Raw genomic sequence first — 26,088 nt, 5'->3', positions numbered from 1 at the left:
TTATGAAAGTCAGTTTAAGCTGGTTGCGTGAATATATTCCCATTGATCTTGATCCCCAGGAGATATCCGACAGGCTTACCATGGCCGGTCTTGAAGTGGATGGGGTGGAAAGTCTTTATGATTACCTGGATAATGTGGTTGTGGGTCAGGTTGTACAGGCAAGGCAGCATCCCAATGCTGACAAGCTTACCTGCTGTGCTGTTGATATTGGAAAAGAGGAACCTTCTTTCATCGTCTGTGGCGCACCCAATGTCAGGGAGGGTATGTATGTTGCCTGTGCTCTGCCGGGGGCTGTACTGCCCGGTGATTTCAAAATTAAGAAAAGCAAACTGAGGGGCGAACCGTCCCATGGAATGCTATGTTCAGCTGCTGAACTGATGCTTGCGGATGACGCATCCGGTATTATGGATCTTGAAGGTCAGTTTGTTTCAGGGACCCCCCTTGCATCCGCCTTGAATCTGGATGATGCTGTTTTTGAGATTGATTTGACCCCTAATCGGCCGGACTGTCTGAGCCTTATTGGAGTAGCCCGGGAAATTGGGGCGTTTACAGAACCCCAAAATAAGGTGACCCTGCCGGATGTGGCGTTTCCGGAAGCGCACATGGATTCCCGGAATATTCACGATTTTGTCACTGTGGAGATTGAAGATCCTAAATTGTGCCCAAGATATACTGCCGGCATGCTTTTTGATGTCACGGTCGGTCCTTCTCCGCTTTGGTTGAAGCGGCGCCTTGAAGCCGTCGGGCTCTCTTCTGTCAATAACGTAGTGGATATCACCAACTTTGTTATGATGGAAACCGGGCAGCCCTTGCATGCCTTTGATTATGACAATATCGCCAAAAATAAAATTATTGTAAGAACAGCCGGAAAAACCGGCGATGAGGCGCTTGAGTTTACAACGCTTGATTCGAAAGTCCATAAACTTGACCCTGAAATGCTCATGATCTGTGACGGGGAAAAGCCTGTGGGTATTGCCGGTGTCATGGGCGGAGAAAATTCTGAAATTACCGATGCAACTACCCGGGTGTTAGTCGAAAGTGCCTATTTTAACCCTGTGTCCATTCGGCGTACCGCTAAAAGGACTGGGATTTCTTCGGATGCCTCTCATCGGTTTGAGCGTGGTGTCGATCCTGAAGGCACCATGTTTGCCTTGAAAAGAGCCGTTTCATTAATGGCGCAGTTCTGTTCGGCGACCATCGCCAAAGAAATTATTGATGAGAATCCCGTCAAGGCCCAGCCTGTTACCATCGATTTGAGCCCCGAGGCGTTGAATGTGCGATTAGGGACCTCATTTTCTCCAGATGAGATGACACGGATTTTGGCGTCTGTGGCGTTCGATGTGGATAAGAAGGACGATGGTGGTCTGCGGGTTCATGTCCCCTCTTTCAGAGTCGACGTAGCCCGTCCCGAGGATCTTTCCGAAGAGGTGGCCCGGCTGTGGGGATATAATAAAATTGAAACCAGTTATCCTTTGGTAAAAGCCCAAGGTCGGCCCCTTGCCGGTCGTTTGGTGCTGCGCGGCAAAATTCGCCAGGCTATGACCGGATTTGGATTTTGTGAAGCCATCAATTACAATTTTATCCGCAAGGATGCCTGTGAGCGCATGGGTATTGAAGGACCCGATAAACGAACCCAGATGGTTGAGATTTTAAATCCCATTTCCGACCAGATGGCAGTCCTTAGGACATCCATTGTGCCCGGGTTGCTAGAATCTATGGCCCGGAATACGGCCAAGCAGGTGGACACGCTTCAGTTGTTTGAAATCGGCAAAATTTTCTATGACAAGGCCCCGGGTGAGCAGCCCGAGGAAGTAGAGGTGCTTGGCGGGTTGATCACCGGATACCGTTGTGACCAGACCTGGTATTCCAAAAAAGAAGCTGTGGATTTTTTTGATCTAAAGGGTGTTGTACAGGGATTGCTGGACTCTCTTCAGATTTTCAATGTTATTTATGAAAGAACCGATGCCGGGATATGTCCCTATTTTGAGCCGGGGTATGGTGCAAGGGTTGTCAAAGACGGCTTGATTCTTGGTACGCTTGGCAAAATAGCATCGGATGTGGGGGCGGCCTTTGGTTTGAAACAGGATGCTTATCTTTTTGATCTGGACATGGAAAGTCTTGAAAAAGCGCTGCCCCAGGCTATTCAGGCGGTTGAGCTGCCAAAATTCCCATCAATTTCCAGGGACATGACCTTTATTGTGTCAAAGCATATTGAGGTTGGTGCCATGATGGATACCATTTCAACCTTTGCTCAAAAACAGGGGTTAATTGAAGACTATTTCCTTTTTGATGTATTTGAGGGCCGGAACATCGGTGAAGATAAAAAGTCCCTGTCATTTAGGATAATCTACCGCTCTGCTTCAAAAACCTTGACAGAAAAAAATATTAAAAAAATTCATGATCAGCTGTCCCAGAAGCTTATTGATGATTTTAAGGCGGGATTGCCCGGATAATTTTAAGGTGGTGCAATTCATCTGGGAAAACCGGTGATAAAATGGAAAATGCGGTTATATAATAAGGGTATTGACAAATTTAATATGTCTTGTTATATTTAACCGCTAAAATGCGGGCATAACTCAGTTGGTAGAGTGCAAGCTTCCCAAGCTTGATGTCGCGAGTTCGAATCTCGTTGCCCGCTCCAAATCAAATTGGTATGGGCTGGCAGATTTGTTCCACTTGTTTGGGGGAAAGTATGATCTGAACCTGATATTTTGGTGAGGATTTTCTAATGTTTTCGTATCTGGAACGGGCATCTGCCCGTTTTTGTATTTGTGGAAAAAGGACGATTGCTGCAGGGTATGGCATTTATAAATTCTAAAAATTTCGGCGCCGTTGAACAGCAGATTCTGGCTGTGGCCGAACCCTTGATTGACTCTTTGGGATTGGAGCTGGTGCACATTGAATGTGTTGTCCGTAATCGGCAAAAATTTGTACGAATTTATATAGACAAGCCCAAAGGGGTTGGTCTGGATGACTGTGTGGCAGTCAGCCGGGAACTTGGGGATCTGATCGATATCCATATTGAGAATATTGGTGCTTACCGCCTGGAAGTTTCATCCCCTGGTCCAAACCGCCCGTTGAAGACAAAGGCGGATTTTATCAGATTCCAGGGTGAGCGAATTAAAATTGAAACCCATGAAGTCGTGGAGGGAAGAAAGAAATTCACCGGGATTCTTGAGAAGACAAATGATGATTCTGTGACGATTGCAGTTGACGGTCAGTCCTTTGATGTTTCCGGAACCAATATCATGAGAGCAATTCTTGCAGGTCAGTAAAATGGAGAGCGTTTAACATGTTTATTACAGACATAAAAAGGGTGATCGATCAAGTAAGCCGAGAAAAAGGTATTGATGCTGCCATCCTTATTAATACCTTGAAAGAGGCCATTGTTTCTGCCGCCAGAAAAAAAATTGGCCCAAGGGCGGACATCGAAGTCCATTATGATGAAAAAAGCGGAGATGTTGAAGTTTTCCATTTTAAAGAGGTTGTTGAGGAGGTTGAATATTCGGACAGTGAGCTGACCTTGGAAGAAGGGCTTGAATTTGATCCTGAATGTGAAATCGGTGACTCTTTGGGAATTCGAATGGATACCGAGGAATTCGGCCGCATTGCAGCCCAGTCCGCCAAGCAGGTGATCATCCAGAAAATGCGGGAAGCAGAGCGCAATGCCGTATATGAGAATTTTATTCATAAAAAAGGCAAAATAATCAACGGCATTGTCCAACGGTTTGACCGGGGCGCCATCATTATTAATTTGGGGCAGGCAGAGGCCGTACTGCGGCCAAGGGAGCAGATGCCCAAGGAAAGTTATAAACGGGGGGATCGGATCCGTGCTTATGTTCTTGATGTGCTGGAAGAATCCAAAGGTGCCCAGATTGTTTTATCCCGGACCCATCCGGAATTTTTGGTTGAATTGTTTAAAACCGAGGTGCCGGAGGTGGCAGAAGGCATTGTTTCCATCCGTGGTTCAGCGCGTGTGCCCGGCGTAAGGGCAAAAGTTGCTGTTTCCTCCATTGATTCCGATGTGGACCCCGTAGGCGCCTGTGTGGGTGTTAAGGGTAACCGGGTTCAGAGTATTGTTCAGGAGTTGCGGGGCGAGAAAATAGATATTGTTCAGTGGAGTCCGGACGTTGCACGATTTGTATGCAATGCCTTGTCCCCGGCTGAAATCGCAAGGGTTATCATTGATGAAGACAACCAGTCTATGGAGGTGATCGTAAATGATGAATATCTCTCCATTGCTATTGGTAAGGGTGGTCAGAATGTGTCCCTTGCTTGTGAGATCACCGGTTGGCATCTTGAAGTCACCAGTGAAGAGGAATATAGCCGGGAAGTCAAGGAGGGATACGACAGTTTGATGAAACTGTCCTCAGTGGGTCTGTCGGCAGCCGAGTTGCTGTTTAAGGCCGGTTATTCTTCGTTTCTGGATGTTCTGGATGCCATACCCGAGGATATTGCGGCCTTTTTAGATATTTCCGAGGAAGATGCCCAAGCAATGATAGAAGAAGCCGGACATCTGCTGGAAGATGAGCGGGAACGGGCCCGGGCTGAATTATTGCAGCCTGCATCTTCTCAGAACACCGATATTTATGTGGATGACAATGCCGGTGACGGAGAAACGTTTGCTGATGTTGAAGATGGACCGGATGAAAAATCAGAGGAATGAGGATTGTTGCATCGGTAACGCGGGGAACGAATTTCAAAAGAATCAACTATAGAGGATTACTGGGGGCAACGAATGGCCAAGGTCAGGGTATACGAGTTAGCTAAAGATCTGAACATGACAAACAAGCAGCTTCTTGAAAAGCTTAAAGAGCTGGAAATAGATGCTAAAAGCCATATGAGTGCTCTGGCTAGCAGTGAGGTCACGGCTGTCAAACAGAATTTATTGGGTAAAAAGAAGCGCTCCAATGAGGTTAAAGTCCGTCCGTCGGTAATCCGTAGGCGTAGGACAAAGACGACATCCCAGGATGATGAACTGGAGAGGGATGAGGATATGGATCATTCATTTGAATCCGACGAATCGACTGTGCAAGACCCTGGTGATCATGAAAAGATACATGGCTTGGATGATGGTGCTGTTGCAGCGGCGAAGGCGGAGGAACCGGTTACCCAGGGTGGTGAGGATGCGTCGAAATCCCAAAAAGAGAAGGATGTAAAACGGCCAGCCAAAAAAGCTGGGTCCAAAAATAGCGAACCCGCCAAAATTATCAAGCCTGTTAAGGTTGAAGAGCCTCTGGAGCCCGAAGACGTGGCTGTGGATGTTGAAGAAAAGATTGAAAAGGCCCCCGCCAAAGATGACAATGCTGTAAAACAGCAAGAAAATGAGAATGCAGAAAAGCCTATGATAGCCGTTGAATCCGAAGCTAAAAATAAAGACGATACGCCTAAACCGGCAGATTCCGGGAAGGGTAAATCATTGTCGGAGCCGGTGAGCGATGACCGAAAAAAGTCGCCGGAACAGAAACAGAATACGGAGCAGCCTGGTGAAGAGGACTCTTCTGAAGAGGGTAATGGCCAGAGTAAACGTAAAAAGAAGAAGAAGAAAACAACTCCTGCCAAGATCGTCAGAGTGGCGGATCCCATGGTTTTAGAAAATATAAAACGAATGAAAGCCGGAGAGAATCATTCAAGCTCTGGAAACGATCATGATCGGCCTGCCCGCAAACAGCCAGTGGCGGGCGCTGGTGGGCCTGCTCGCAAACAGCCGGTGGCGCGCACTGGTGGGCCTTCGGATGTTCCGGACCAAGGCCTTGGGCTACCGCCGTCTGCGGCTCCCAATGACCGTAAGCGGGGAAAGAGCCGTGATGAACCTCAATCCACTGACGGCCCCGGAGCCAGGAAGACACGGCGTAAGAAAAAATCTGTTGTGGAGGGTAATGACCTATACCGGGGCAGAGGCGGCCGGAAGAAAAAAGGCAGAAAAGATCCTAAGGGTAAAAAAGGCAGCTTTCAGAAAACCCAGATTACAACACCCAAGGCAATTAAACGTCGCGTAAAAATAGATGAGGCGATTGAGCTGGCAGAGCTTGCCAAGCGTATGGGCATCAAAGCCAACGAAATGATTGTCAAGCTTATGGGGCTGGGTGTAATGGCCACGGTGAACCAGACCATTGATTATGACACCGCTTCCCTTGTGGCCGCTGAATTTGATTTTGAAGTTGAAAAGGCAAGCTTCGAAGAAGATGCTTTGCTTAATGTCGTGCCCGAGGAGGAGGATACCGGAACTTTGGAAGCCTGCCCCCCTGTGGTTACAATCATGGGGCATGTTGACCATGGTAAAACCTCATTGCTGGACGTGATCCGGGAATCTAAAATCACAAGCGGTGAGGCCGGCGGCATTACCCAGCACATTGGTGCATACAATGTGGAAACGCCCAACGGCGGACGGATCACCTTTCTTGATACGCCGGGCCATGCCGCATTTACCGCCATGCGTTCCCGGGGTGCCCAGATTACGGATATTGTTATTCTGGTGGTGGCCGCCGACGACGGTGTAATGCCCCAGACCGTTGAGGCCATCAATCATGCCAAGGCTGCAGGCGTACCTGTTGTCGTGGCTGTGAATAAGATGGACAAGGTGGGTGCTGACCCGGACCGTATTATGCGTGAGCTGTCCGAACATGATCTGCTGGCCGAGGACTGGGGCGGTAATGTCATTTTTGTAAAGGTCTCCGCAAAAACCGGTAAGGGAATTGATGAACTCCTTGAAATGGTGCTGCTTCAGGCCGAAGTTCTGGAACTGCGGGCCAACGCGGATCGGAAGGCCACGGGCTACGTGGTGGAATCTCGTCTGGACATCGGCCGTGGTGCTGTGGCCACCGTACTGGTAAAACAGGGCACCTTAAGGGATGGTGATCCCGTTGTCTGTGGTCTTCATTCCGGCCATATCCGGGCCATGATTGATGATTCCGGAAGCAGGGTGGAATCGGCAGGACCTTCCACACCTGTGGAGATTGTGGGTCTGGCTGGCGTGCCTGATGCCGGTGACGAGTTTGTGGCTGTTGCGTCAGACAAGGATGCCAAGCAGATTGCGGGTCATCGTATGCAAAAACAGCGGGCCAAGGAATTGGCTAAGAAGAGTCGGGCAAATCTTCAAAAAATGTTTGAAAATCTTGGCAGTGCAGAAATTCAGGAACTCAAACTTATTGTTAAGGCAGACGTTCAGGGCTCCATTGAAGCGCTTAATGACTCCCTTAACGATCTGGCCAAGGAAGAAGTTGAGGTTAAGATCGTTCATTCCGCTGTGGGTACTATCAATGAATCCGATGTTTCTTTAGCCGCCGTGTCCGATGCCATTATCATCGGATTCAATGTTCGCCCCGCACCCCAGATCCGCAAATTTGCCAAGGATGAAAACGTGGACATGCGTTTCTACGATATCATCTATGACGTAATTAATGATATCAAGGCCGCCCTTGACGGTATGATGCCTTCGACTTTCCAGGAAAATATCATTGGCCGAGCAGAAGTCCGGGACACCTTTGTGGTTCCCAAAATCGGGACTATTGCCGGGTGCGGTATTACGGAAGGCAAAGTGGTGCGCGGCAAGAAGGTGCGTCTGCTGCGTGACGGTATTATCAAGTGTGATACTGAACTGTCTTCCCTGCGCAGGTTCAAGGATGACGTCAAGGAAGTTGAACAGGGATATGAATGTGGTATCGGCCTTGAGAAGTATAATGATATCAAGCCGGGTGATGCTATTGAATGCTATGAAGTTGAAGAAGTTAAATACCAGGGATAGCGGAACAGGCCTATGAAACCCTATGCACGTGCCGAACGAGTCTCCATAAAGATTCAGCAGGCCATAACAGAACTTTTGTCCAAAAAGATGCAGGACCCCAGAATGGAGATGGCAACGATTTCCGGTGTGAGAATGTCCCCGGATTTGAGCTTGGCTTATGTCTATGTCACGGTGTTCGGGGATAAAAAAAGAATCCGTAAAACCCTGGAAGGATTCCAGAGATCAAAGGGGTTTATTAAGAAAAAAATTGCCCCGAAACTGGACTTGCGGATTATGCCGGACCTGCGTTTTATCCATGACGACTCCTTTGATGAGGCTGCCCGTCTTGATGCACTGATTGATGCAGCCCCCAAGGGGGAGAACCGGGACGCGGACTCCGATTCCGATGCCCCGGACGGGACTTGTGGCGATCCTGCTGAATGAAAAATGGCATTCTTGTTGTTAATAAACCTAAAGGCATCTCTTCGGCCGGGGTGGTCAGTCGGCTAAAGCGTTTGCTCAAGGTAAAAAAGATTGGGCATACAGGAACCCTGGATCCCTTTGCCACAGGGGTATTGCCCATTGCCGTGGGACAGGCCACCCGAATTTCAAAATATTTTTTAAAAGGTGTGAAAGGGTATTATGCCCAGGTTACCCTTGGCATCGAAACCGACACCTATGATTGCACCGGTACGGTTACCCACACAGCGCCTTCCGATCATCTTTCCGCTCTGGGTTTAGATCAAGTCAAAGATGTGGTGACGGGTTTTTTAGGGCACCAGGAACAGATCCCTCCGGCTTATTCGGCCCTGAAGCATAAAGGTCAACCCCTGTATAAACTGGCCCGCCAGGGACAAATTATTGAGAAACCGCCCCGGCCTATTGAAATCATGTCCATTACCATGGAAAACTTTCGCATGGATACGAACAACCATCCGGTTTTTGACATGCCTGTGACATGCTCGGGGGGGACCTATATTCGCAGCCTGGCCCATGATATCGGCTTGGCATTGGGGTGCGGTGCCCATTTGTCTGCCTTGCAGCGTACCCGGGCCGGGCAGTTTAAGATTGAACATGCTGAGGATCTTGATTGCTTTGAGAAGATGTCTTCTTTTGATAGAGAGGCGCGGTTCATATCCATGTCCCAGTGCCTGGATTTTCTTCCGGCTATAGTTGCAGACAATGAAATCGCCGGTAAAGTTAAGCATGGCCAGCCCCTGTCCGTGGCAGAAATACCCATGCCCGATGACTTGCTGATTGCCGGTGATAAAAACGAAGTCCAAAATATTATTTCAGATATCCGGGTTCTGGATTCCGATGATACCCTGCTGGCCATCGTAACCCCGGATAAATCCGGACAAACATACAAATATTGTTGCGTTTTTAATGCGTAACTGGTAAAAATATCAGGCTATCTCTTCGATGTCCGGGCTGTTTATTGGCTTTTTTCTGAATGGAATATTGGATAAAAGGCAATTGATGTGAACTGCTTGTCTATTTATGGCATCGAATTTTAATTTATTCCAAATAAAGGAGTGTTACAGTGGTACTACTTGCAGAGAATAAAGAGGAGATGATTGAAAAATTCAAACTCCATGAGTCCGACACCGGTTCACCTGAAGTTCAGGTGGCCATTTTAACCCACAGGATCAGCTATCTGACTGATCATTTGAAGACCCATAAAAAAGATCACCATTCAAGACGGGGGCTTTTAATTCTGGTCGGTCGGCGCAGACGTCTTCTGGACTATCTCAAGAAAAAAGATATTAACAGATATCGTGCATTGATCGAGAATCTCGGGCTCAGAAGATAAGATGTTCTTCTTAAACCGGTTTTTGATGCGCTTTGGGTCAAAAACCGGTTTTTGTTTTCAGCAGGGCGGTACAAGACGGGAATTGCTTTTATATAAGTTCGCATTTTTGCTATCAAACCAACCTTGGCACTCATTGAGATGTTTGATGGTAAACATGCGGGTTTATGATATGTAAGCTCTTTTTCTACCTTATGCCGCCCATTTTTTTAGTGTCCATCCGGAAATAGCCTTTTTGCCCAAATTGTAAGCATTCGCTCTTTTGGGAACCGGCGTTGGATAAAATTCTTATTTCCGGCTATACATTATCTCAATTTTTAGTTTATCAGGAGAAATTATGGAAAAAGTTGTTTCAGCCGATATCGGCGGCAAAGAATTAACGATCAGTACAGGAAAAATTGCCAAACAGGCCTCCGGGTCCGTGATGGTGCAGTATGGGGAAACCATGGTGCTTGTCACGGCGGTGGCTGCTAAAAATCCCAAAGAGGACATCAGCTTTTTGCCCTTGTCCGTTGAATATCAGGAAAAAATTTATGCAGCCGGCAGAATCCCGGGGAACTATTTCCGGCGGGAAATCGGCCGGCCTTCGGAACAGGAAACCCTAAACGCCCGACTCATTGATCGGCCTATCCGGCCTTTGTTTGAGGATGGCTATAATTTTGAAACCCAGGTCATCGCAACCGTGATGTCCACGGATAAGTTGTGCGAACCGGGCATCCTTGCCATGATCGGGGCGTCTGCTGCCCTTGAAATTTCAGACATCCCATTTGACGGCCCCATTGCCGGTATCAAAGTGGGACGGGTCGACGGGCAGTTCATTGCCAACCCTACGCCTGAGCAGATGGAACAAAGCGATATTGACCTGACCGTGGCTGGTTCCAAAACCGGTGTTGTTATGGTGGAAGGCGGCGCCGATATTGTATCTGAAAAGGATATGCTGGATGCCATTTTCTTTGGCCATGAAGCCATGCAGCCTGCCATTGCCCTGCAAGAAGAGTTGAAAAGCACCGTGGGAAAAGCCAAGCGTGAATTTATTCCGCCGGAAAAGGATGAGGCTCTTGCCGCCAAGGTTCAGGATTGGGCCTGGGATAAGATTCATGAAAAGGTTCAGATTAAAACTAAACTTGAACGCCAGGACGCCCTGGGTGCACTTAAGGATGAGGCTGTTTCCCAATTTGAGTCTGAATATCCGGAAAAAGTTAAAGAGATCAAGGAAGTTTTCAGCAAAACCGTGAAAAAAGTGTCCAGGGATATTGTTCTCAAAGAAGGCAAACGCATTGACGGTCGCGCCTTTGATGAAATTCGTCAGATCACCTGCGAAGTTGGCTGTCTGCCCCGGCCCCATGGTTCTGCCCTGTTTACCCGGGGTGAAACACAGGTTATGGGCGTCCTTACCCTGGGTTCGGGTCTGGATGAACAGCGTTTGGAGACACTGAACTCCAATAATTTGACCCGGGCATTTATGCTTCATTATAATTTTCCTCCCTTTTCCGTTGGCGAGGTAAAACGTCCGGGTGGGCCGTCCCGCCGCGATGTCGGCCATGGAAACTTGGCCCACAGGGCCTTGGCCCCGGTCATTCCACCCCATGATGAATTTGAATATACCATTCGTCTGGTAGGGGAAGTCACGGAATCCAACGGGTCTTCTTCCATGGGAACCGTATGTTCCGGATGCCTGGCACTGATGGACGGCGGTGTGCCTGTTAAAGCGCCGGTATCCGGCATTGCCATGGGGCTGGTCTCTGATGAAAACAATACGGTTGTACTTTCCGATATCCTTGGGGACGAGGACCATTTCGGTGATATGGACTTCAAGGTTGCCGGCACTAAAGACGGCATTACCGCGCTGCAGATGGACATCAAAATCAAAGAATTGTCCAAACAGATTATGGAAGATGCTTTGAATCAGGCCAATGGCGGTCGTCTGCACATCCTGCAGAAGATGCTCGATACCCTGGATCAGTCAAGGGCGGACATATCCCCCCGTGCACCCAAAATTGTATCCGTCCAGATCAACAAGGACAAGATCCGGGATATCATTGGCCCGGGCGGCAAGGTGATCCGGGCACTACAGGCCGATACCAACACTACCATCGAGGTGAATGATGACGGCATTGTAAAAATTGCCGCTGAAAATGAAGAGGATTCCGCCAAGGCCGTGGCCATGGTCAAGGATATTGCCATGGATCCCGAGATCGGTGCCATCTACGAAGGGGCTGTGGTAAAAATTACAGATTTTGGTGCCTTTGTGAATATTAAGTCCGGTACTGACGGGCTGGTTCACATTTCGGAACTGGCAGACTACCGGGTTAAGAAAGTCACCGATGTGGTCAAGGAAGGCGAAGTGATCAAAGTCAAGGTGCTGGATATCACCCGGGACGGAAAAATCAAGCTTTCCTATAAAGCAGCTAAAAAAGATGCAGAAGAAGCCGGAAAATAGCTCATTCTGCCTATGTCCCCTTGCCAGCGGCAGCAAGGGGAATGCCATATTTGTATCCACACCGGATACTGCCGTACTTGTTGATGCAGGGCTTTCAGGCATAGAGATCCAGCGCCGGCTGGCTGCCGTCGGACGGACGCCGGATGAACTGAAAGCCATCATCATCACCCACGAACACACCGATCACGTTAAAGGGGCAGGAGTGTTGAGCCGTCGGTTCAATATTCCTGTCTATGTGACCGCCGACACCTTTAATGCCTGCAAGGGGTTAGGCAAAATCGACCGGATCAATCTTTTTGAATGCGGGGCTGCCTTTGACATCGGATCCCTGGTCGTCAACCCCTTTTCCATCAGCCACGATGCCTGCGATCCTGCAGGCCTTACCTTGGAACACCAGGGAAAAAAGATCGGCATTGCCACGGACCTTGGGGTAGTCACAAATCTTGTGCGAACCCATTTAAGTAATGCCAATGCCCTTTACATTGAAGCCAACCATGACCCGGAAATGCTCATGGCAGGTCCCTATCCCTGGTATTTGAAGCAGCGAATCCAGTCGCGAACCGGCCATCTTTCCAACCAGGATGCAAGGGACTTGGTGGCGCAAGTTTTTCACAAAGATCTTGACCATGTGGTGCTTGCCCATTTAAGCGAAGAAAATAATTGTCCTGAAAAAGCGTCCACAGAGATGTCCAAAAATCTTGACCCCTTGTCCACGGCTCTGTATGTCGCAGGACCTGACCAACCCGGTGAAATGATCTGGCTATAGCGCAAAGGCCATGGTATATTTTTGTCTGGCAATAATTTTGAAGTGATAGACAATGGGTTGTGAAATGATGCGTTATGCTTTGATCGTCATTGTACTGGTGTCGGTTTTTTTTATTGCGGGCTGCAATCTGATTTCTCCTGATCCTGCGGCTGTGATGCCCGTTGAAATGCCTCATGCCTATGTTCATCAGGTTGATACTGCAACGCCCCGGGCCGGTGAAGAAAATCCGGCCGGCGGGTGGTGGCTTGCTTTTGGCGTTGATGAATTGAGCGAACTGATCCAGACCGGTCTTGGCGCCAATCATGATTTAAAAGTGCTTAAAGCCCAGGCTGACCAGGCCCTGGCTGATGTGAAAAGCGAACAATCGAATGTTGGCCCCACCCTTGATTATTCCCTTGAAGGCGAACGAAATTATTCCCAATTTAAAGCCCCCGGTCAGTCAAGTTCTTCGGACCATGATCACAGCTATTCGGCTTCCCTGATTGCTGGGTATACCCTGGACCTGTGGGGGAAAAATCGTGCCGATGTCAATGCCAGTGAGCTGGAATACCTGGCTGCACTCCAGGATTTGGAGGATGGGGCACTGACCCTGTCCACGGATATTGCCGACACCTGGGTGGATATTGTGTCCGTGCGGACCCGTATACAAGTGCTTACCCGACAGATAGAAGCCAACCGGATGACGCTGAAACTGCAGGAATTGCGCTTTATCAACGGCATGGCCACGGCCTTGGAAGTCTCCCAGCAGCGACAAGCACTGGCCCAGGTGCTTTCTGCCATGCCCTTGCTTGAAAAAGAAGAAAAACAATTGGTCAATGCCATGGGCCTGTCTTTGGGACAGACACCCGGGATGCCTGTGGCGGTGTCCACTATAGACCTTCCCCAAACCTTTCTGGTACCCCAGCCCGGTATCCCCGCTGATCTGCTCGAAAACAGGGCCGATATCCGGGCGGCCCGGATGCGCCTTGAAGCGGCCGCCCTGGACGTGGAAGCGGCCAAGGCCGATCTGTTGCCGGAACTGACCCTGTCTGCCTCGGCTGTGTTTTCCAGCGGCACCCTGGATCTGCTGTTCCAGAACTGGGTGCTCTCCTTGGGCGCTGCCCTGGCAGGTCCCCTGCTGGACGGCGGGGAGCGCAAAGCCGAAATTGAACGTACCCGGGCCGTGGTTCGTGAAGAAGTTAATACCTATGCTAAAATCGTTGCCAACGCGATCCGCGAGGTGGAGGATGCCCTGGTGGCCATTGATCGTCAGAAAGCCTATATTAGTCTTTTAGAGCAGGAGCTTTCAGCAGTCAAGGTGACCCTGCAGGATGCCCGGGTTCAGTATCTGAACGGCCAGAGCAGTTACCTGAACTATCTTTCGGCCTGGGCTTCCATGGAACTCCTGGAACGTCAGCTGGTCAGCGAGCAGGCTACCTATGTCAAAGAACGCATTGCGCTTTATAAAGTAACAGGTCGGCAAGGTTCTTTTTTTAACGCCGTCCCGGCACAACATAATAATACCGGAGCCAAGTGATTTATGAATCAGACTGCTTCACAGACGTCCCTGAGTGTAATCCTTTTGAAAATTATTCTGCCTGTGTGCCTGATTGCCTTAGGGGTTGCCGGATTTTGGTACTACAAATCAAAAGCAGTGAAATTTAAACGCAAACCTGCTGAGAAAACCGCGCCAGTGGTGGATATCATAAAAGTGAATCCCGATCGGGTCACGGCACAGATCAGGGCCATGGGTACAGTCCAGCCGGACCGGGAAGTGGAAATTAAATCCCAGGTGGCCGGCACGGTCATCCAGGTGGCCCCGGAATTTGTCCAGGGGGGATTGATCCGTAAGGGTCAGGCCATGGTCCGGATTGATCCGGCTGACTATACGCTTGCCGTGAACAAGGCCCAAAGCGCATTGGCCCAGGCCCAGGCTGATTTTGAAATTGAAAAGGGCCAGCAGCAGATTGCAAAAGAAGAGCTCAAGCTCATGGCCACAATGTCGCCTAATGAGATACCGGAGACCAGTCTGGTGCTCCGAGAACCCCAGCTTGAGCAGGCCCAGGCTGCCGTGGCAAGTGCCAAAAGCGATCTTGACGCTGCACGCCTGGACCTGGAACGGACCAGAATAATTGCCCCATTCTACGCCCTGGTGTTGTCCAAACAGGTGGATGAAGGGGCCATGACCGCAGCTCAGGGAACCCTTGCTACCCTGGTGGACGTGACCTGCTACCAGGTGGAAGTCCAGGTGCCTTTGGACCGTTTGGACCGGATTCGGGTCCATGAAACCAACGGCAGTCCAGCTCGTATCCGCTCCCTTTATGCGGGCCGGGAATGGGAGGGTCGTGTGGTGCGGACCACCGGAACTGTGACCGAGCAAAGTCGCATGGCAGGCGTTATTATCCAGGTGGATGATCCTTTAGGACTTGGGCCTGCCAAAGGTCGTCCCGCCATGCTGCTGAACGATCATGTGGAAGCATTCATCCAAGGCCAGGCCTTTGACAATGTGTTTTCCCTGCCCCGGACTTTGGTCCGGGAGGATTCCAGTTTATGGATATATAATGACGGGCGCCTGGATATCCGCAAGGTGGCCCCGGTGTGGATTGAAAATGACCGGGTGTTTATTCAGTCCGGACTTTTTCCGGGTGACTTTGTGATCTCTTCTGATCTTTCCGCACCTGTGTCGGGCATGGCCTTGACCCTGGCTTTACAGGAGAGCCCATAATGTCTGAACATAATCCGGGTTCTCCCGGTCCAGCAGAACACGGGCCAAGGGGTGCCATCGCCTGGATGGCCGGTAATACTGTGGCCGCCAATCTGTTCATGGCGGTTTTCCTTGTGGGCGGCCTTTTCATGGTCTTTAACATCAAGCAGGAGGTATTCCCCGAATTTTCTCTGGATACGGTAAGTATTTCAGTGGCCTATCCCGGAGCCAGTCCCGAAGAGGTGGAGTCCGGTATTATTTTGGCTGTGGAAGAGGCGGTGCGGGATCTTGAAGGCATTGATGAGATTACATCCGAGGCACTAGAAGGCAGTGCGTCGGTCATCATAGAAGCCCTTGACGGGGCTGATGTCACCCGGTTGTGGCAGGAGATTAAAAGTGAGGTGGACCGGATTGACACCTTTCCGGATGAGGCGGAAGACCCGGTGGTCACCATCACCTCCCGGCAGCGGGAAGTGGTGCGTCTGGCACTTTACGGGAATGCGCCGGAAACCACCATGCGGGACCTTGCCGACGATATCAGGGACAGGTTTTTATCAGATCCTGCAATCACCCAGGTGGCCCTGGAGGGCGTCAGGGAGCGGGAGATCCTGGTGGAGATTTCCACCAATACCCTGCGGCGTTACGGTATGACCCTGTCCGATGTGGCTGATGCCATTTCCACGGCGTCTGTGGAACTGGGCGGTGGGGCTATCAAGTCCGGGGGCGGTGATATTCTGCTTCGCATTAAATCTCGCAAAGACTATGCCCGACAATATGCAAAATTGCCGATTTTCACCCGGGAGGACGGGTCCCAGCTGGTGTTATCGGACATTGCCACGGTCCGCGAAGGTTTTGAGGATTCGGATACCTGGGCCTCATTTAACGGTAAGCGGGCCGTTACCATAGCGGTTTACCGGGTGGGTAAACAGACCCCCACCCAGGTGGCTGACGCCACCCAAAAGATGCTGAAAATTATTAATGCGGACTTGCCTGAAGGGATTCATTTAAGCATTGTCAGGGATATGTCCAAAATTTTTGTCCAAAGGGCGGATCTCTTACTGGGCAACGCCTATCTTGGCCTTGGCCTGGTTTTTTTATGCCTGGCCCTGTTCCTTGAAATTCGCCTGGCTTTCTGGGTCAGTGTGGGTATTCCCATTTCATTTCTAGGCTCTTTTCTCTTTTTGGCTGCAACTGATTTTACCATCAATATGGTAAGCATGTTTGCCTTTATCGTTACTTTGGGTATTGTGGTGGATGATGCCGTGGTGGTGGGGGAAAATATCTATTATTGCCGCCGCCAGGGCATGGGGTTTCTGGAGGCTTCTATCCAGGGGGCAAGAAGCATTGCCGTTCCTGTGTTTTTTTCAGTGATCACCAATATGGTCACCTTTATGCCCATCATGTTTATCCCCGGCATTATGGGCAAGATTTTTAAATCCATGCCCCTGGTGGTGGTGGCCGTTTTTGGTGTCTCCTTAATCGAAAGCCTGTTTATCCTGCCAGCCCATTTAAGTCATGCCAGCCGCCCTTTGTTCTTTCCTTTGAATATTCTTGAAGCCTGGCAGGGTCGATTTTCGGCAAAATTTGAAACCACGGTCAAATCAGTGTATGGCCGGGTTTTGTCCGTACTGCTTTCCTGGCGGTATACGGTTTTTGCCCTGGGGCTTGCCCTGTTGCTGATCACTTTTGGATATGTAAAATCCGGAAAAATGGGTATGGTTTTGTTTCCAAAAGTTGAATCCGATTACGCCTATTGTGAAATTTACCTGCCCTATGGCACGCCCGAAAGCAAGGTGCGGCAAGTGGAAACCCACCTGGTGGCATCGGCTCAAAAGACCGTGGATGAAAATGGCAAGCAAGATCTGTCCACAGGGATTTTTTCCCAAGTCAGTGAAAATAGTATCCAGGCCAGGATTTATCTGACTGATCCCCATGTGCGCCCTATCTCCACCTCCGAGGTCACCCGTATTTGGCGGGAAAAAACCGGCTCGATTCCCAGTTTGGAGACCATTACCTTTGAAGCCAACCGAGGTGGTCCCGGTTCCGGCAAATCGCTGACCATTGCCCTGAGCCACCGGGATGCGGATATTCTGAATCGGGCCGGTGAGGATCTTGCCCTGCGTCTGGGTGAGTACCCCATGGTTTCGGACATTGATGACGGATCTGCCCAGGGAAAACGGCAGTTTGATATCACCCTGACCCCTGCCGGTCACCGCATGGGACTTACCCCGGAAACCATTGCCGGCAAAATCCGAAGTGCTTACCAGGGGATCGAGGCGGTGAAAAACCAACGGGGAAGAAACGAGGTCACGGTAAGGGTTCGGCTGGCAGCAGATGAACGCATTTCCGAAACCGCATTTGAAAATTATGTGCTCAATGCCCCAAACGGGGAGATCATGCTTCGGGATGCCATTAAAACCATCAAGGGGCGGGCCTATACCGTGATCAGCCGGAGTGACGGGCGGCGTGAGATTCAGGTCTCAGCCAATGTTACCCCCCAGTCGATGTCCGAGAATATTATCGGGGATATGAAGCAGGAGATCTTGCCCTCACTTATGAAAGGATATCCGGGCCTGTCATACGAATTTAAGGGTAAACAGGCAGATCTCAAGGAGAGTGTAGGCGCTTTGGTCAAAGGCCTGGGCCTATCATTATTTTGTGTGTTTGCGCTGCTGGCCATTCCCTTTAAAAGTTATTTCCAGCCCTTGATCATCATGCTCTGTATTCCCTTTGGCATTATCGGGGCTGTGGCGGGCCATATTATCATGGGGTATTCCCTTTCCGTTATGAGTCTGTTCGGCGTTGTGGCCATGTCCGGTGTGGTGATCAATGATTCTTTGGTGCTCATTGATTTTTCCAACCGGCTGGTGCGCGGGGGGATGCCTGTGGCGGCCGCGGTCAGGGCTGCCGGAATACAGCGGTTCCGGCCCATTCTTTTGACAACCTTAACCACATGTGGCGGCCTGGCGCCGATTATCATGGAAACGTCGCGCCAGGCAAAGTTTCTTATTCCTATGGCCATCTCTCTCGGGTTCGGTATTTTGTTTGCCACGGTGATTACCTTGGGGCTTGTGCCTTGTCTGTACCTGATATTGGAGGATATTAAAGACTTTTTTCAAAATGAAAAAGAACAGCCTTTATGACCAGGGTGGCGCTTTGTGCATGTCCGGATTATGATGCGGCAAATGTGGTATCTGCCGTGGAGCGGGCCGTGAGGTTGTGCGGGGGCATGGAAAAGTTTGTGCGTCCCGGACAGCGTGTGCTGCTCAAACCCAATTTGCTCAGTGCCGCGCCTTTGGCGCATCGGGTGACCACGGATCCGGCTGTTGTGCGTACCGTGGGAAAATTGGTGTTAAAGGCCGGGGGACGGGTCGTCATCGGAGACAGTCCGGCCATTGACAAGGTGTCTCGCATTTCCCGGATTACCGGCATGAAAGAGGTGGCTGATGAGCTTGGGGCAGATTTGATTGAATTTTGCCGGCCCATCCTGGCCAAAACGCCCGAAGGCTCTATATACCATGCCCTGGAACTGGAAGAGACCGCACTGACTGCCGATGTGGTCATCAACCTGCCCAAACTCAAGACCCATTGCATGATGCTTTTAACCATGGGAGTTAAAAATCTTTTCGGTACCGTGGTGGGCCCGCGTAAAAGCCAGTGGCATATGCACGCCGGGGCAGATCGGATCATGTTTGCCGATCTTTTGCTGGATATCTGCCGCACGGTCAAACCGGCCCTGACAATCCTCGACGGTGTCTGGGGTATGCAGGGCCGGGGACCCAATAACGGTACGCCCTGCCATTTAGGCTTTCTGGCCGCCTCCTGTGATCCCCTGGTCATGGATTTGGCTCTGGCACCTTTGCTGGGCGTCCATCCGGCAAGTTTTCCGTTGTATAATGCCGCGGTACGCCGGAGCCTTGTCCGATCCGATGGTTCCGATACACAGATGGTTGGTGACGACCCAAATGGATTAACTCCCAAAGAATTTCAATTGCCGGTATTGGAATCAGCCATGATGGTGCCGGGCTTTGTATCTGGATTGATACGCAGACATCTGACCTCCCGGCCGGTTCAGGACCCTGACTTGTGCCGGGACTGCGGCAAATGCGCAGCGGTCTGTCCGCCGGGAAGTCTTGAGTTTGTGGCTGAGCGCCGGGCTGTCATTGATCATATGACCTGTATCCGTTGTTATTGCTGCCAGGAGGTCTGCCCGGCGAATGCTATTCATTTTAAAACAGGCGCGCTGGTGGGAATTGCTGAGCGGTTGCGGGCCATAATGCCTTATTGATCATCCGACGCGTCAGGCAGATATTTTTTTCAGCAGTATGAAGTGTTCGATATGGGGCTTATCCACGAGATGGAGGAAGAAAATATAAATATCTGCCCCTTATATATAACGAATAATCCTCAATGCTTCTGGTATTGAATGCTGCTTTCAGATAGGCCTGGGCGAGCTTATATACCGGTCGCCTTTGTTTTTCTCAATTCATTTTAGAATATGTGCTAATAGAGTAGTATTGGGGGATCAATTTTCATGCTTGCACTAAACAAAAGAAACCGGGTCTTCACCATGTGAAGAGCCCGGTTATAAAGGGGAGAGAAAAAAATTATGTTAAATTGAAGGGCTATTGTTTACATCCTTCAATGGATAAGTTTTTTATATCAGCCGCAAATGACCGGGACCTTACTCAAAGATTACCAGTTGATTAGAATTCTAGAAAAGCAGATTCTCAATTTTTTAGGAGCGTCACATCCAGCCTGTTAAAATTCAAGTTTTCAGTTGGAGCATGTTCGGAAATTTTTTGAAACTATCCCAGAGGAACAGAAAACGCCTGCATCGGGGGGCATGTTTACTTGATTTGTTATTGGAGGACGGTTTGAAACTCAGACTTAAATTTTTTAATACAACATGATTGTTGACCTTGGCTTTCCTCATTTCCCTGGTCGCAATCATCCGAATGCATGGTTATTTTGAAACATTATATTGATGCAAGAATGCTTGAGCCAAATCGCTTTTGGATTGAGATAAAATGTCTATTGCTGTTTGGTTTGGTCATATCCGTTCAATTCAGGTCTCCCATTAATCGCCTCAGTTGTCATATTTAATACTTAGATTCCGGGCCAAAATTAAAAGCCCGTACTTTTTTCCAAGTTCGTTTATTTTGTCACGAGTATTGTCATCCAATATTTCTCCGGTAAGAATCACACAATTTCCTATTTCATCTGATAACTCAAAGACCGCATACTCTGCACCATCAATCATTTTTGCCGCCAAAATGAATTTATTTATAGTATCTTGAAGTTTTTTGTTCATTTTTCCATTTCGCTAAGTGATCATAAAGATCCATGTGCCATGAATATTTCAATGTTGCCTTAATCAATTGGGTTGATTATCCAAGATAGCAAAAAGAATATTAAAATTCGGCTACCGATTTAAGGCGGGACACTTTTTTGCAACTGATTACGCTGTTTTGATTAAAGAACTGGACATTTAATTCAACCTATTGAATAGAACTCCCACAGATATTAAAATAATAAGCTAATTGTGGAGCTCTAATATTTCATTACGATTACGAAGTCAAAAAGTTGTTTTTTTTTTCGAGTGCAGTCCGGTCAAAGTTTCTATAAGAAAACTTGCTAAATTTGTTGAAATATCAAAAAGTAGTGCACATCGAATTGTTATTGCTGTTCAAAAACGAAATCTTCACCCTGAATCACATTTTTGGGAAAGCGCTGAAGGAATGGCATGGCTAAAGTTGCTTGTTTTTGGAACCATTTTTCATTTTGGAATCCGGCACGGTGTCGGCGCTGACATGATTTCTGATTTCTTTCAACTTTTGCGTCTTGAAAAACATGTTGGTGTCTCTGCTCCATCAATTAAAGTTATGCGGAAGAAGATTGAAAAGCTTATAATTGAGTTTCAGGAAATCCATCAATCATCTGAGATGTCAGTAAAACCGCTTAAAATTGTTGGGGGTGTTGATGAAACCTTTTTTGAAGAAATGATCCTGGTGTTAATGGATCTATCTTCAGGGTACATTTTCTTTGAAGAAGCCAGCGATAATAGAACCTATAAAACATGGTTTGAAAAAACAAATACTGTTGTAAAAAACTTTAATCTTGATATTCAATATTTTGTCAGTGATCGTGCAAAAGCATTGATAAAACTGAGTGAAACAGGATTTAATTGTCCGAGTATTCCGGATCTATTTCATGCTGAATATGAAATTGTAAAAACATTTGGATCAGCTTTCGGTAAAAAGATATCGGTCCTCAAAAAGAAAACAGATAAGGCCTTGCTGGCTTTAGCTCTCCTGAAGGAGGTAGCTGGAAATGTTAATAAAATCAGTGCGCAAAAAGCATTAATTCAGAAACTGAAACATGAGCAGATGCATATAGCAGAAGGTAAAAAATCTTACCATACCGCCCTTCACGACATATCAAAAGCCGTTCACCCATTTGATATGAAGACAAATAGTGTAAAAAGTTCAACAGATTTAAAAGAGAACCTGTCGGAAAACTTGGCAAACCTATCTCTGTTGCGGGCAAAGTACTGTATCAATGATAAAAATGATCGTTTGGGAAAATTTGGTCGCCAGATTGAAGATATTGCTTGGCTAATCGATTATTGGTGGTTGCTGGCAGATGAAAGCCTTGCCCAATATGAGATAGATGAAAAATGCAAGGCATGGCTTCTTGAGATCTTTTTACCCTATGTTTACTGGGAAAAGCAAACATCGAAAACAAAAAATCCCGATTTGAAAAAAGAGTGCACATCGGCGTTGAGTCTTGCTCGAATACAACTGGAAGAGGATTTATCGACACCAATTCAAATTGGAAATAAAACCTGGCAGTTATGGGCGGAGTGGATGGTTTCAAATTTTCAAAGGACTTCTTCAGCCGTCGAAGGACGAAACGGTTATCTTTCTCAACGCCATCATAACGGAAGAGGGCTTTTGCCCGAACGTCTGAAAGCATTAACCATTATTCATAATTTTACATTGAAAAGATTTGACGGTACAACTGCGGCCAATCGATTATTTGGTAAAGAATTTCCAGACCTTTTTGAATGGGTTGTTCATAGAATGGATGATTTGCCTTTGCCACGGCAGTATAAAAACACTACCTCAAATAACTATTTGAAATTACAAACTGTCCCGGCTTAAATCGGTAGCCGCTAAAGGGAACTTAAAGGTTCATGCCCCACCCATAAAATTGTAAGATGCCGTCAAAGCCCATGAAATGGTGGCCTCATTCACTGCCAAAGGAAAGATTGTTCTATAAATCTGATAATTTGATTTGCCAGAATTACTCAGCCAGTGATATCAATAAAAATGGGGAGTAAATTGCTTTTCAATTCCTCCTGAGAGATTGGAGCAAAAATGGCCGGGGATGATTATTTGGGATCGGTAAACTGGAATTGCATATACAGAGCATTTCATAATCCATTTTATATATCCCAAAAGATTAAAGCTGAACTCAAAGGCAGTTCAGGTGATATTCTATTTGCTGGTTTTTCAGATACCGCAATAGATTTATCATATGACCGGCCTTTGACTTTTATTGACTCATCACCGGTTGTAACCGAACAGCTCAGAAACAAACCCAGCCCTGTAAAAGATATAATAACAAGTGATATCTGTTCCTATGCCGCGTCTACACCTGCAACTTTCTTGCTGATGGTATGCCGGATTTCTGCATTTTGGAATACGCCGGAACATTTTGAGAAAATTGTCAGAGCAATAACAGCATATCCCCGTAAACTGGTGTTAATTGACTTTTACGACTCAAGCCAGGCTTTGCCGGGACTGAATTTAAATTTTACAGCCAGAAGGGGGACCGGAAGCTGGTACTTTGAAGAAATAAAAGAATCATCTGAATCTTATCCCCCTTTTCAAACTGTAAATATAAAGGTTGCCTATTCCCTCCCTGACATGAATTGTTGTTACAATGCCTGTCGATCTTTTTTTAAAAAATCGGCAATTAAAAATTGGGCTGAGGCAAGCTTACCTGATTATATTACAGAAATTAAATCTTCTCTTTTTGAATCCGACCCAAGTTTCTTGCTTAAGTTATGCCATAGGTGACACGGAGGCCGTACAATATGGAAACCCAAATACGACATGGAAGGACAAGATTGCACAGCCGGAGAAAGTCATTGAGAAGCTTACACCCGGTATGAGCATCTTTATAGGGCTTCAAACCCCGTATAAAGCTAATTTTTATATATTTTTGAGGAAAAGAGAACCCCACAATATGTCTATGATTGTTAGCCCATAGCATTTATTCAAAGGGCGTTCGATACTTTTGTTAAAGCTCGGTCCTTGATATCTTCCATCGACTTAACCAAACCATCGTTAACCTCTGGGGAAAACATTCAAATACCGGTGTATAGTTTATTTGCGCGAAATGCCGGTAAAGTATTCGCATTGGAAAAAAGGGTAATATTCAAAGCCGACAAGTTTTCCCCGGCTGTGAAGTACCGGAAACGGGCAGACAAAATTGAATGGGATCATGTTATGCCGTCACATGCCTTTGGGCAATCGTTTCGAGAATGATGAAATGGTGACCCTGATTGTGTTGATAAGAAAGGAAAGGCATTCAAAGGGAGAAACTGCGCCCAGAAGGTCAATATGGAATATTTGTATATGCGGGCAGACATGTATAATCTGGTCCTATCAATTGGACAAGTGAACGCATTAGGCTTAAATTATAGCTATGCCATGATTCCTGGTGAAGAAAGACAGTTCGGCCCATGTGATATCGAAATTTCAGAACGAAAAGCAGAGCCCCGGCCAGAAATCAGAGGAGACATTGCCAGAATCTACTTTTATATGGACAATGCGTACACTGGCCATGGGATTCTTTCTAAAAGAAATCGGAAACTGTTTAAAGCTTGGGCAAAAGCAGACCCCGTGGATGATTGGGAAAGGGAACGCTGCCGCCACATTGAAGCTGTCCAGGGCAATAAGAATAAATTCAACACGATTAAATGGTCCTCCATCGTATCAATTATCTCTATCCAGGAGGCCCTGCAGGTTATGGCCTCTACCCAGGCTACCATTGAGATCTGGCTGACTATTTCAACTATGTACCTTGTACTGTGTCTCAGCCCCCTCTCTTTTAGTCAGAAAAGTCGCAGTATACCTCGCACGTTCAGAAGTAGTTATGACGGCATATCAGCAAACAGGCCCGTAGTTTCATTTTTTAGTATTTTTTTCTAACATACAAGTAGAATAACTCCGAGCAAAATAACTATGGAAATTCAAACAACTCAAGCATCACCTTTTGCAATTCAGAATATTAAACTTTTTATTGCATTCAGGGTCTTTTTCAACGCCAGGTTTTACTATCCTGTCTTCACTATTTTATTTCTTGACTTTGGTCTTACCATAGAACAATTTGCGCTATTAAATACTGTTTGGGCCATTACCATCGTATGTGCAGAAGTCCCATCAGGTGCGCTTGCGGACATCCTTGGCCGAAAAAATCTCATTGTGACCACATCTCTTCTTATGGTCCTTGAATTGTCCCTTCTGGCATTTGTACCTCTTGGCAATGGGACTCTCATTTTTTGGGCATTTTTACTTAACCGTGTCCTAAGCGGTCTCGCCGAAGCAATGGCTAGTGGCGCAGATGAAGCGATTGCTTACGACACGTTGGTGTCTAAAAAACTTGAGAAAGGTTGGCCTAAGGTTCTCAGCCTGCAGATGCGTGTTCGTTCAATCGCCTCTATTGCCACCATGACTTTAGGTGCCCTCGCATACGACCCTAAAGCGGTCAATGCTGTACTTTTCTGGCTTGGATTTGATCTCATCCTTAGTCAGCAAACAACAATGCGCTTCCCGATTTATTTCACTCTTGTACTGGCCATACTTGCCACTATCACGGCTTTTAAAATGGAAGAGGCAAAACCCGAAGAAACAACAACAAAGTTCAAAACAGGAGCAGCATTTAAGAAAACTATGTGTGCAGGAAAATGGATTTGGCGCACCCCTTTTGCTCTGGTTATTATTTTATTCGGTATGTATTTTGATCATATACTTCGAATGATAGTGACCATGACAAGCCAGTACTTCAGACTCATCAACCTGCCGGAAGCAAGTTATGGAATTATCGGTTCAGCCATTGCCATCCTTGGCCTAATAACCCCAAAAGTTGCTGAACATATGGCGGAAAACTATAGTCCAAAAAGGAATATGTTCATTGTTTTTGCTATTAGTGGTTACGGCCTTATCGGTCTTACCGGATTTTATCCATACTGGGGACTCATACCTGTTGCCTTCATCTTCGTAGGTCTTACTTTAGTCTCTTTTCTCACCAGTTATTATCTCAACCAGATAACGGCATCTCACCAACGAGCAACAGTGCTCAGCTTCAAAGGTTTTACTTTTAATCTGGCCTATGGTTTCATCGGCTTTGCTTTTGCCACAATGATTGCAACCTTAAAACTGCAAAATAGCAATACCCATCCGAATTGGACGACAGAACAAGTTGCCGATCTGGCCTTCATCGATGGTATCAGTTATTTCCCATGGTATGGACTTGTCGTTTTTATTATTATAGTCTCTTTTAGCTGGTGGCGGTTACGAGAAATGAAAATAACTAAATAAAGTTCATAAGCGCGATCAGATTCCCCCCTACCGACATAAGGCGGGACAGTTTG

Annotated in this window: 18 protein-coding genes and 1 tRNA gene; 18 read left to right on the top strand and 1 reads right to left on the bottom strand. The window is 47.6% G+C overall.

What is annotated here, in order from left to right; all coding sequences use genetic code 11:
* Window positions 1-2: 2 nt before the first annotated feature.
* The 14 genes from pheT to EYB58_RS04995 all read left to right on the top strand — a co-directional run bounded on the left by pheT (window position 3) and on the right by EYB58_RS04995 (window position 19,710).
* A complete protein-coding gene (pheT, locus tag EYB58_RS05060; RefSeq protein ID WP_111956465.1) occupies window positions 3-2,453 on the top strand; it encodes a phenylalanine--tRNA ligase subunit beta in 2,451 nt (816 codons plus the stop codon).
* 112 nt (window positions 2,454-2,565) lie between these two features.
* Window positions 2,566-2,641: transfer RNA gene (locus EYB58_RS05055), tRNA-Gly, on the top strand.
* A 157-nt stretch (window positions 2,642-2,798) separates the two neighbouring features.
* Window positions 2,799-3,275 (top strand): ribosome maturation factor RimP, encoded by a 477-nt coding sequence (locus EYB58_RS05050; RefSeq protein WP_242637564.1) that lies wholly within the window; start codon window positions 2,799-2,801, stop codon window positions 3,273-3,275.
* Window positions 3,276-3,292: 17 nt separating this feature from the next.
* On the top strand, window positions 3,293-4,666 hold the full coding sequence (gene nusA / locus EYB58_RS05045) for a transcription termination factor NusA (protein ID WP_111956467.1): 1,374 nt from the start codon (window positions 3,293-3,295) through the stop codon (window positions 4,664-4,666).
* 72 nt (window positions 4,667-4,738) lie between these two features.
* On the top strand, window positions 4,739-7,744 hold the full coding sequence (infB, locus tag EYB58_RS05040) for a translation initiation factor IF-2 (protein WP_111956469.1): 3,006 nt from the start codon (window positions 4,739-4,741) through the stop codon (window positions 7,742-7,744).
* Window positions 7,745-7,756: 12 nt separating this feature from the next.
* Window positions 7,757-8,167 (top strand): 30S ribosome-binding factor RbfA, encoded by a 411-nt coding sequence (gene rbfA, locus EYB58_RS05035; protein WP_111956471.1) that lies wholly within the window; start codon window positions 7,757-7,759, stop codon window positions 8,165-8,167.
* Window positions 8,164-9,117, top strand: a complete 954-nt coding sequence (truB, locus tag EYB58_RS05030; protein ID WP_111956473.1) for a tRNA pseudouridine(55) synthase TruB — start codon at window positions 8,164-8,166, stop codon at window positions 9,115-9,117. The genes rbfA and truB overlap by 4 nt, the downstream gene beginning before the upstream one ends.
* 149 nt (window positions 9,118-9,266) lie before the next feature.
* Window positions 9,267-9,536 (top strand): 30S ribosomal protein S15, encoded by a 270-nt coding sequence (gene rpsO, locus EYB58_RS05025; RefSeq protein ID WP_111956475.1) that lies wholly within the window; start codon window positions 9,267-9,269, stop codon window positions 9,534-9,536.
* A gap of 334 nt (window positions 9,537-9,870) precedes the next feature.
* Window positions 9,871-11,973, top strand: a complete 2,103-nt coding sequence (gene pnp / locus EYB58_RS05020; protein ID WP_111956477.1) for a polyribonucleotide nucleotidyltransferase — start codon at window positions 9,871-9,873, stop codon at window positions 11,971-11,973.
* On the top strand, window positions 11,951-12,739 hold the full coding sequence (locus tag EYB58_RS05015; RefSeq protein WP_111956479.1) for an MBL fold metallo-hydrolase: 789 nt from the start codon (window positions 11,951-11,953) through the stop codon (window positions 12,737-12,739). The genes pnp and EYB58_RS05015 overlap by 23 nt, the downstream gene beginning before the upstream one ends.
* A gap of 64 nt (window positions 12,740-12,803) precedes the next feature.
* Window positions 12,804-14,255, top strand: a complete 1,452-nt coding sequence (locus tag EYB58_RS05010) for an efflux transporter outer membrane subunit (RefSeq protein WP_111956481.1) — start codon at window positions 12,804-12,806, stop codon at window positions 14,253-14,255.
* A gap of 3 nt (window positions 14,256-14,258) precedes the next feature.
* Window positions 14,259-15,443: an efflux RND transporter periplasmic adaptor subunit gene (locus tag EYB58_RS05005; protein WP_111956483.1), complete on the top strand. Its 1,185-nt coding sequence runs from the start codon at window positions 14,259-14,261 to the stop codon at window positions 15,441-15,443.
* Complete coding sequence (locus EYB58_RS05000; RefSeq protein WP_111956485.1) at window positions 15,443-18,565, top strand: efflux RND transporter permease subunit; 3,123 nt, start codon at window positions 15,443-15,445, stop codon at window positions 18,563-18,565. Before EYB58_RS05005 ends, EYB58_RS05000 begins: the two co-directional genes overlap by 1 nt.
* Window positions 18,562-19,710, top strand: coding sequence for a DUF362 domain-containing protein (locus tag EYB58_RS04995; protein WP_111956487.1), 1,149 nt, complete (start codon window positions 18,562-18,564; stop codon window positions 19,708-19,710). The genes EYB58_RS05000 and EYB58_RS04995 overlap by 4 nt, the downstream gene beginning before the upstream one ends.
* A gap of 801 nt (window positions 19,711-20,511) precedes the next feature.
* On the opposite strand, the gene EYB58_RS04990 is transcribed toward EYB58_RS04995, so the two are convergent.
* The gene (locus EYB58_RS04990; protein WP_111956489.1) at window positions 20,512-20,736 is read right to left on the bottom strand and encodes a hypothetical protein; all 225 of its coding nucleotides are present in this window, start codon (window positions 20,734-20,736) and stop codon (window positions 20,512-20,514) included.
* Window positions 20,737-21,163: 427 nt separating this feature from the next.
* Here EYB58_RS04990 and EYB58_RS23450 point away from each other — a divergent pair, with 427 nt between their 5' ends.
* The 4 genes from EYB58_RS23450 to EYB58_RS04970 all read left to right on the top strand — a co-directional run bounded on the left by EYB58_RS23450 (window position 21,164) and on the right by EYB58_RS04970 (window position 26,035).
* A complete protein-coding gene (locus EYB58_RS23450; protein ID WP_207309132.1) occupies window positions 21,164-22,588 on the top strand; it encodes a DUF6399 domain-containing protein in 1,425 nt (474 codons plus the stop codon).
* Window positions 22,589-22,804: 216 nt separating this feature from the next.
* Window positions 22,805-23,509 (top strand): hypothetical protein, encoded by a 705-nt coding sequence (locus EYB58_RS04980; RefSeq protein ID WP_111956491.1) that lies wholly within the window; start codon window positions 22,805-22,807, stop codon window positions 23,507-23,509.
* A 546-nt stretch (window positions 23,510-24,055) separates the two neighbouring features.
* The gene (locus tag EYB58_RS04975; protein WP_242637563.1) at window positions 24,056-24,646 is read left to right on the top strand and encodes an endonuclease; all 591 of its coding nucleotides are present in this window, start codon (window positions 24,056-24,058) and stop codon (window positions 24,644-24,646) included.
* 33 nt (window positions 24,647-24,679) lie between these two features.
* Window positions 24,680-26,035: an MFS transporter gene (locus tag EYB58_RS04970; protein ID WP_111956493.1), complete on the top strand. Its 1,356-nt coding sequence runs from the start codon at window positions 24,680-24,682 to the stop codon at window positions 26,033-26,035.
* Window positions 26,036-26,088 lie beyond the last annotated feature (53 nt).

Origin of the sequence: Desulfobacter hydrogenophilus (assembly GCF_004319545.1) — a bacterium.
In the GTDB taxonomy this organism is placed as follows: Bacteria; Desulfobacterota; Desulfobacteria; order Desulfobacterales; family Desulfobacteraceae; genus Desulfobacter; species Desulfobacter hydrogenophilus.
Note: the sequence above shows the minus strand (reverse complement) of the source record. Positions and strands in the feature narration are given on the sequence as shown.

Excerpts from the sequence above, each read along its gene's own strand:
- pheT (WP_111956465.1), top strand. The coding sequence starts at position 3 with ATGAAAGTCAGTTTAAGCTGGTTGCGTGAATATATTCCCATTGATCTT.
- EYB58_RS05050 (WP_242637564.1), top strand. The coding sequence starts at position 2,799 with ATGGCATTTATAAATTCTAAAAATTTCGGCGCCGTTGAACAGCAGATT.
- nusA (WP_111956467.1), top strand. The coding sequence starts at position 3,293 with ATGTTTATTACAGACATAAAAAGGGTGATCGATCAAGTAAGCCGAGAA.
- infB (WP_111956469.1), top strand. The coding sequence starts at position 4,739 with ATGGCCAAGGTCAGGGTATACGAGTTAGCTAAAGATCTGAACATGACA.
- rbfA (WP_111956471.1), top strand. The coding sequence starts at position 7,757 with ATGAAACCCTATGCACGTGCCGAACGAGTCTCCATAAAGATTCAGCAG.
- truB (WP_111956473.1), top strand. The coding sequence starts at position 8,164 with ATGAAAAATGGCATTCTTGTTGTTAATAAACCTAAAGGCATCTCTTCG.
- pnp (WP_111956477.1), top strand. The coding sequence starts at position 9,871 with ATGGAAAAAGTTGTTTCAGCCGATATCGGCGGCAAAGAATTAACGATC.
- EYB58_RS05015 (WP_111956479.1), top strand. The coding sequence starts at position 11,951 with ATGCAGAAGAAGCCGGAAAATAGCTCATTCTGCCTATGTCCCCTTGCC.
- EYB58_RS05010 (WP_111956481.1), top strand. The coding sequence starts at position 12,804 with ATGATGCGTTATGCTTTGATCGTCATTGTACTGGTGTCGGTTTTTTTT.
- EYB58_RS05005 (WP_111956483.1), top strand. The coding sequence starts at position 14,259 with ATGAATCAGACTGCTTCACAGACGTCCCTGAGTGTAATCCTTTTGAAA.
- EYB58_RS05000 (WP_111956485.1), top strand. The coding sequence starts at position 15,443 with ATGTCTGAACATAATCCGGGTTCTCCCGGTCCAGCAGAACACGGGCCA.
- EYB58_RS04995 (WP_111956487.1), top strand. The coding sequence starts at position 18,562 with ATGACCAGGGTGGCGCTTTGTGCATGTCCGGATTATGATGCGGCAAAT.
- EYB58_RS04990 (WP_111956489.1), bottom strand. The coding sequence starts at position 20,736 with ATGAACAAAAAACTTCAAGATACTATAAATAAATTCATTTTGGCGGCA.
- EYB58_RS23450 (WP_207309132.1), top strand. The coding sequence starts at position 21,164 with ATGGCATGGCTAAAGTTGCTTGTTTTTGGAACCATTTTTCATTTTGGA.
- EYB58_RS04980 (WP_111956491.1), top strand. The coding sequence starts at position 22,805 with ATGGCCGGGGATGATTATTTGGGATCGGTAAACTGGAATTGCATATAC.
- EYB58_RS04975 (WP_242637563.1), top strand. The coding sequence starts at position 24,056 with ATGGAATATTTGTATATGCGGGCAGACATGTATAATCTGGTCCTATCA.
- EYB58_RS04970 (WP_111956493.1), top strand. The coding sequence starts at position 24,680 with ATGGAAATTCAAACAACTCAAGCATCACCTTTTGCAATTCAGAATATT.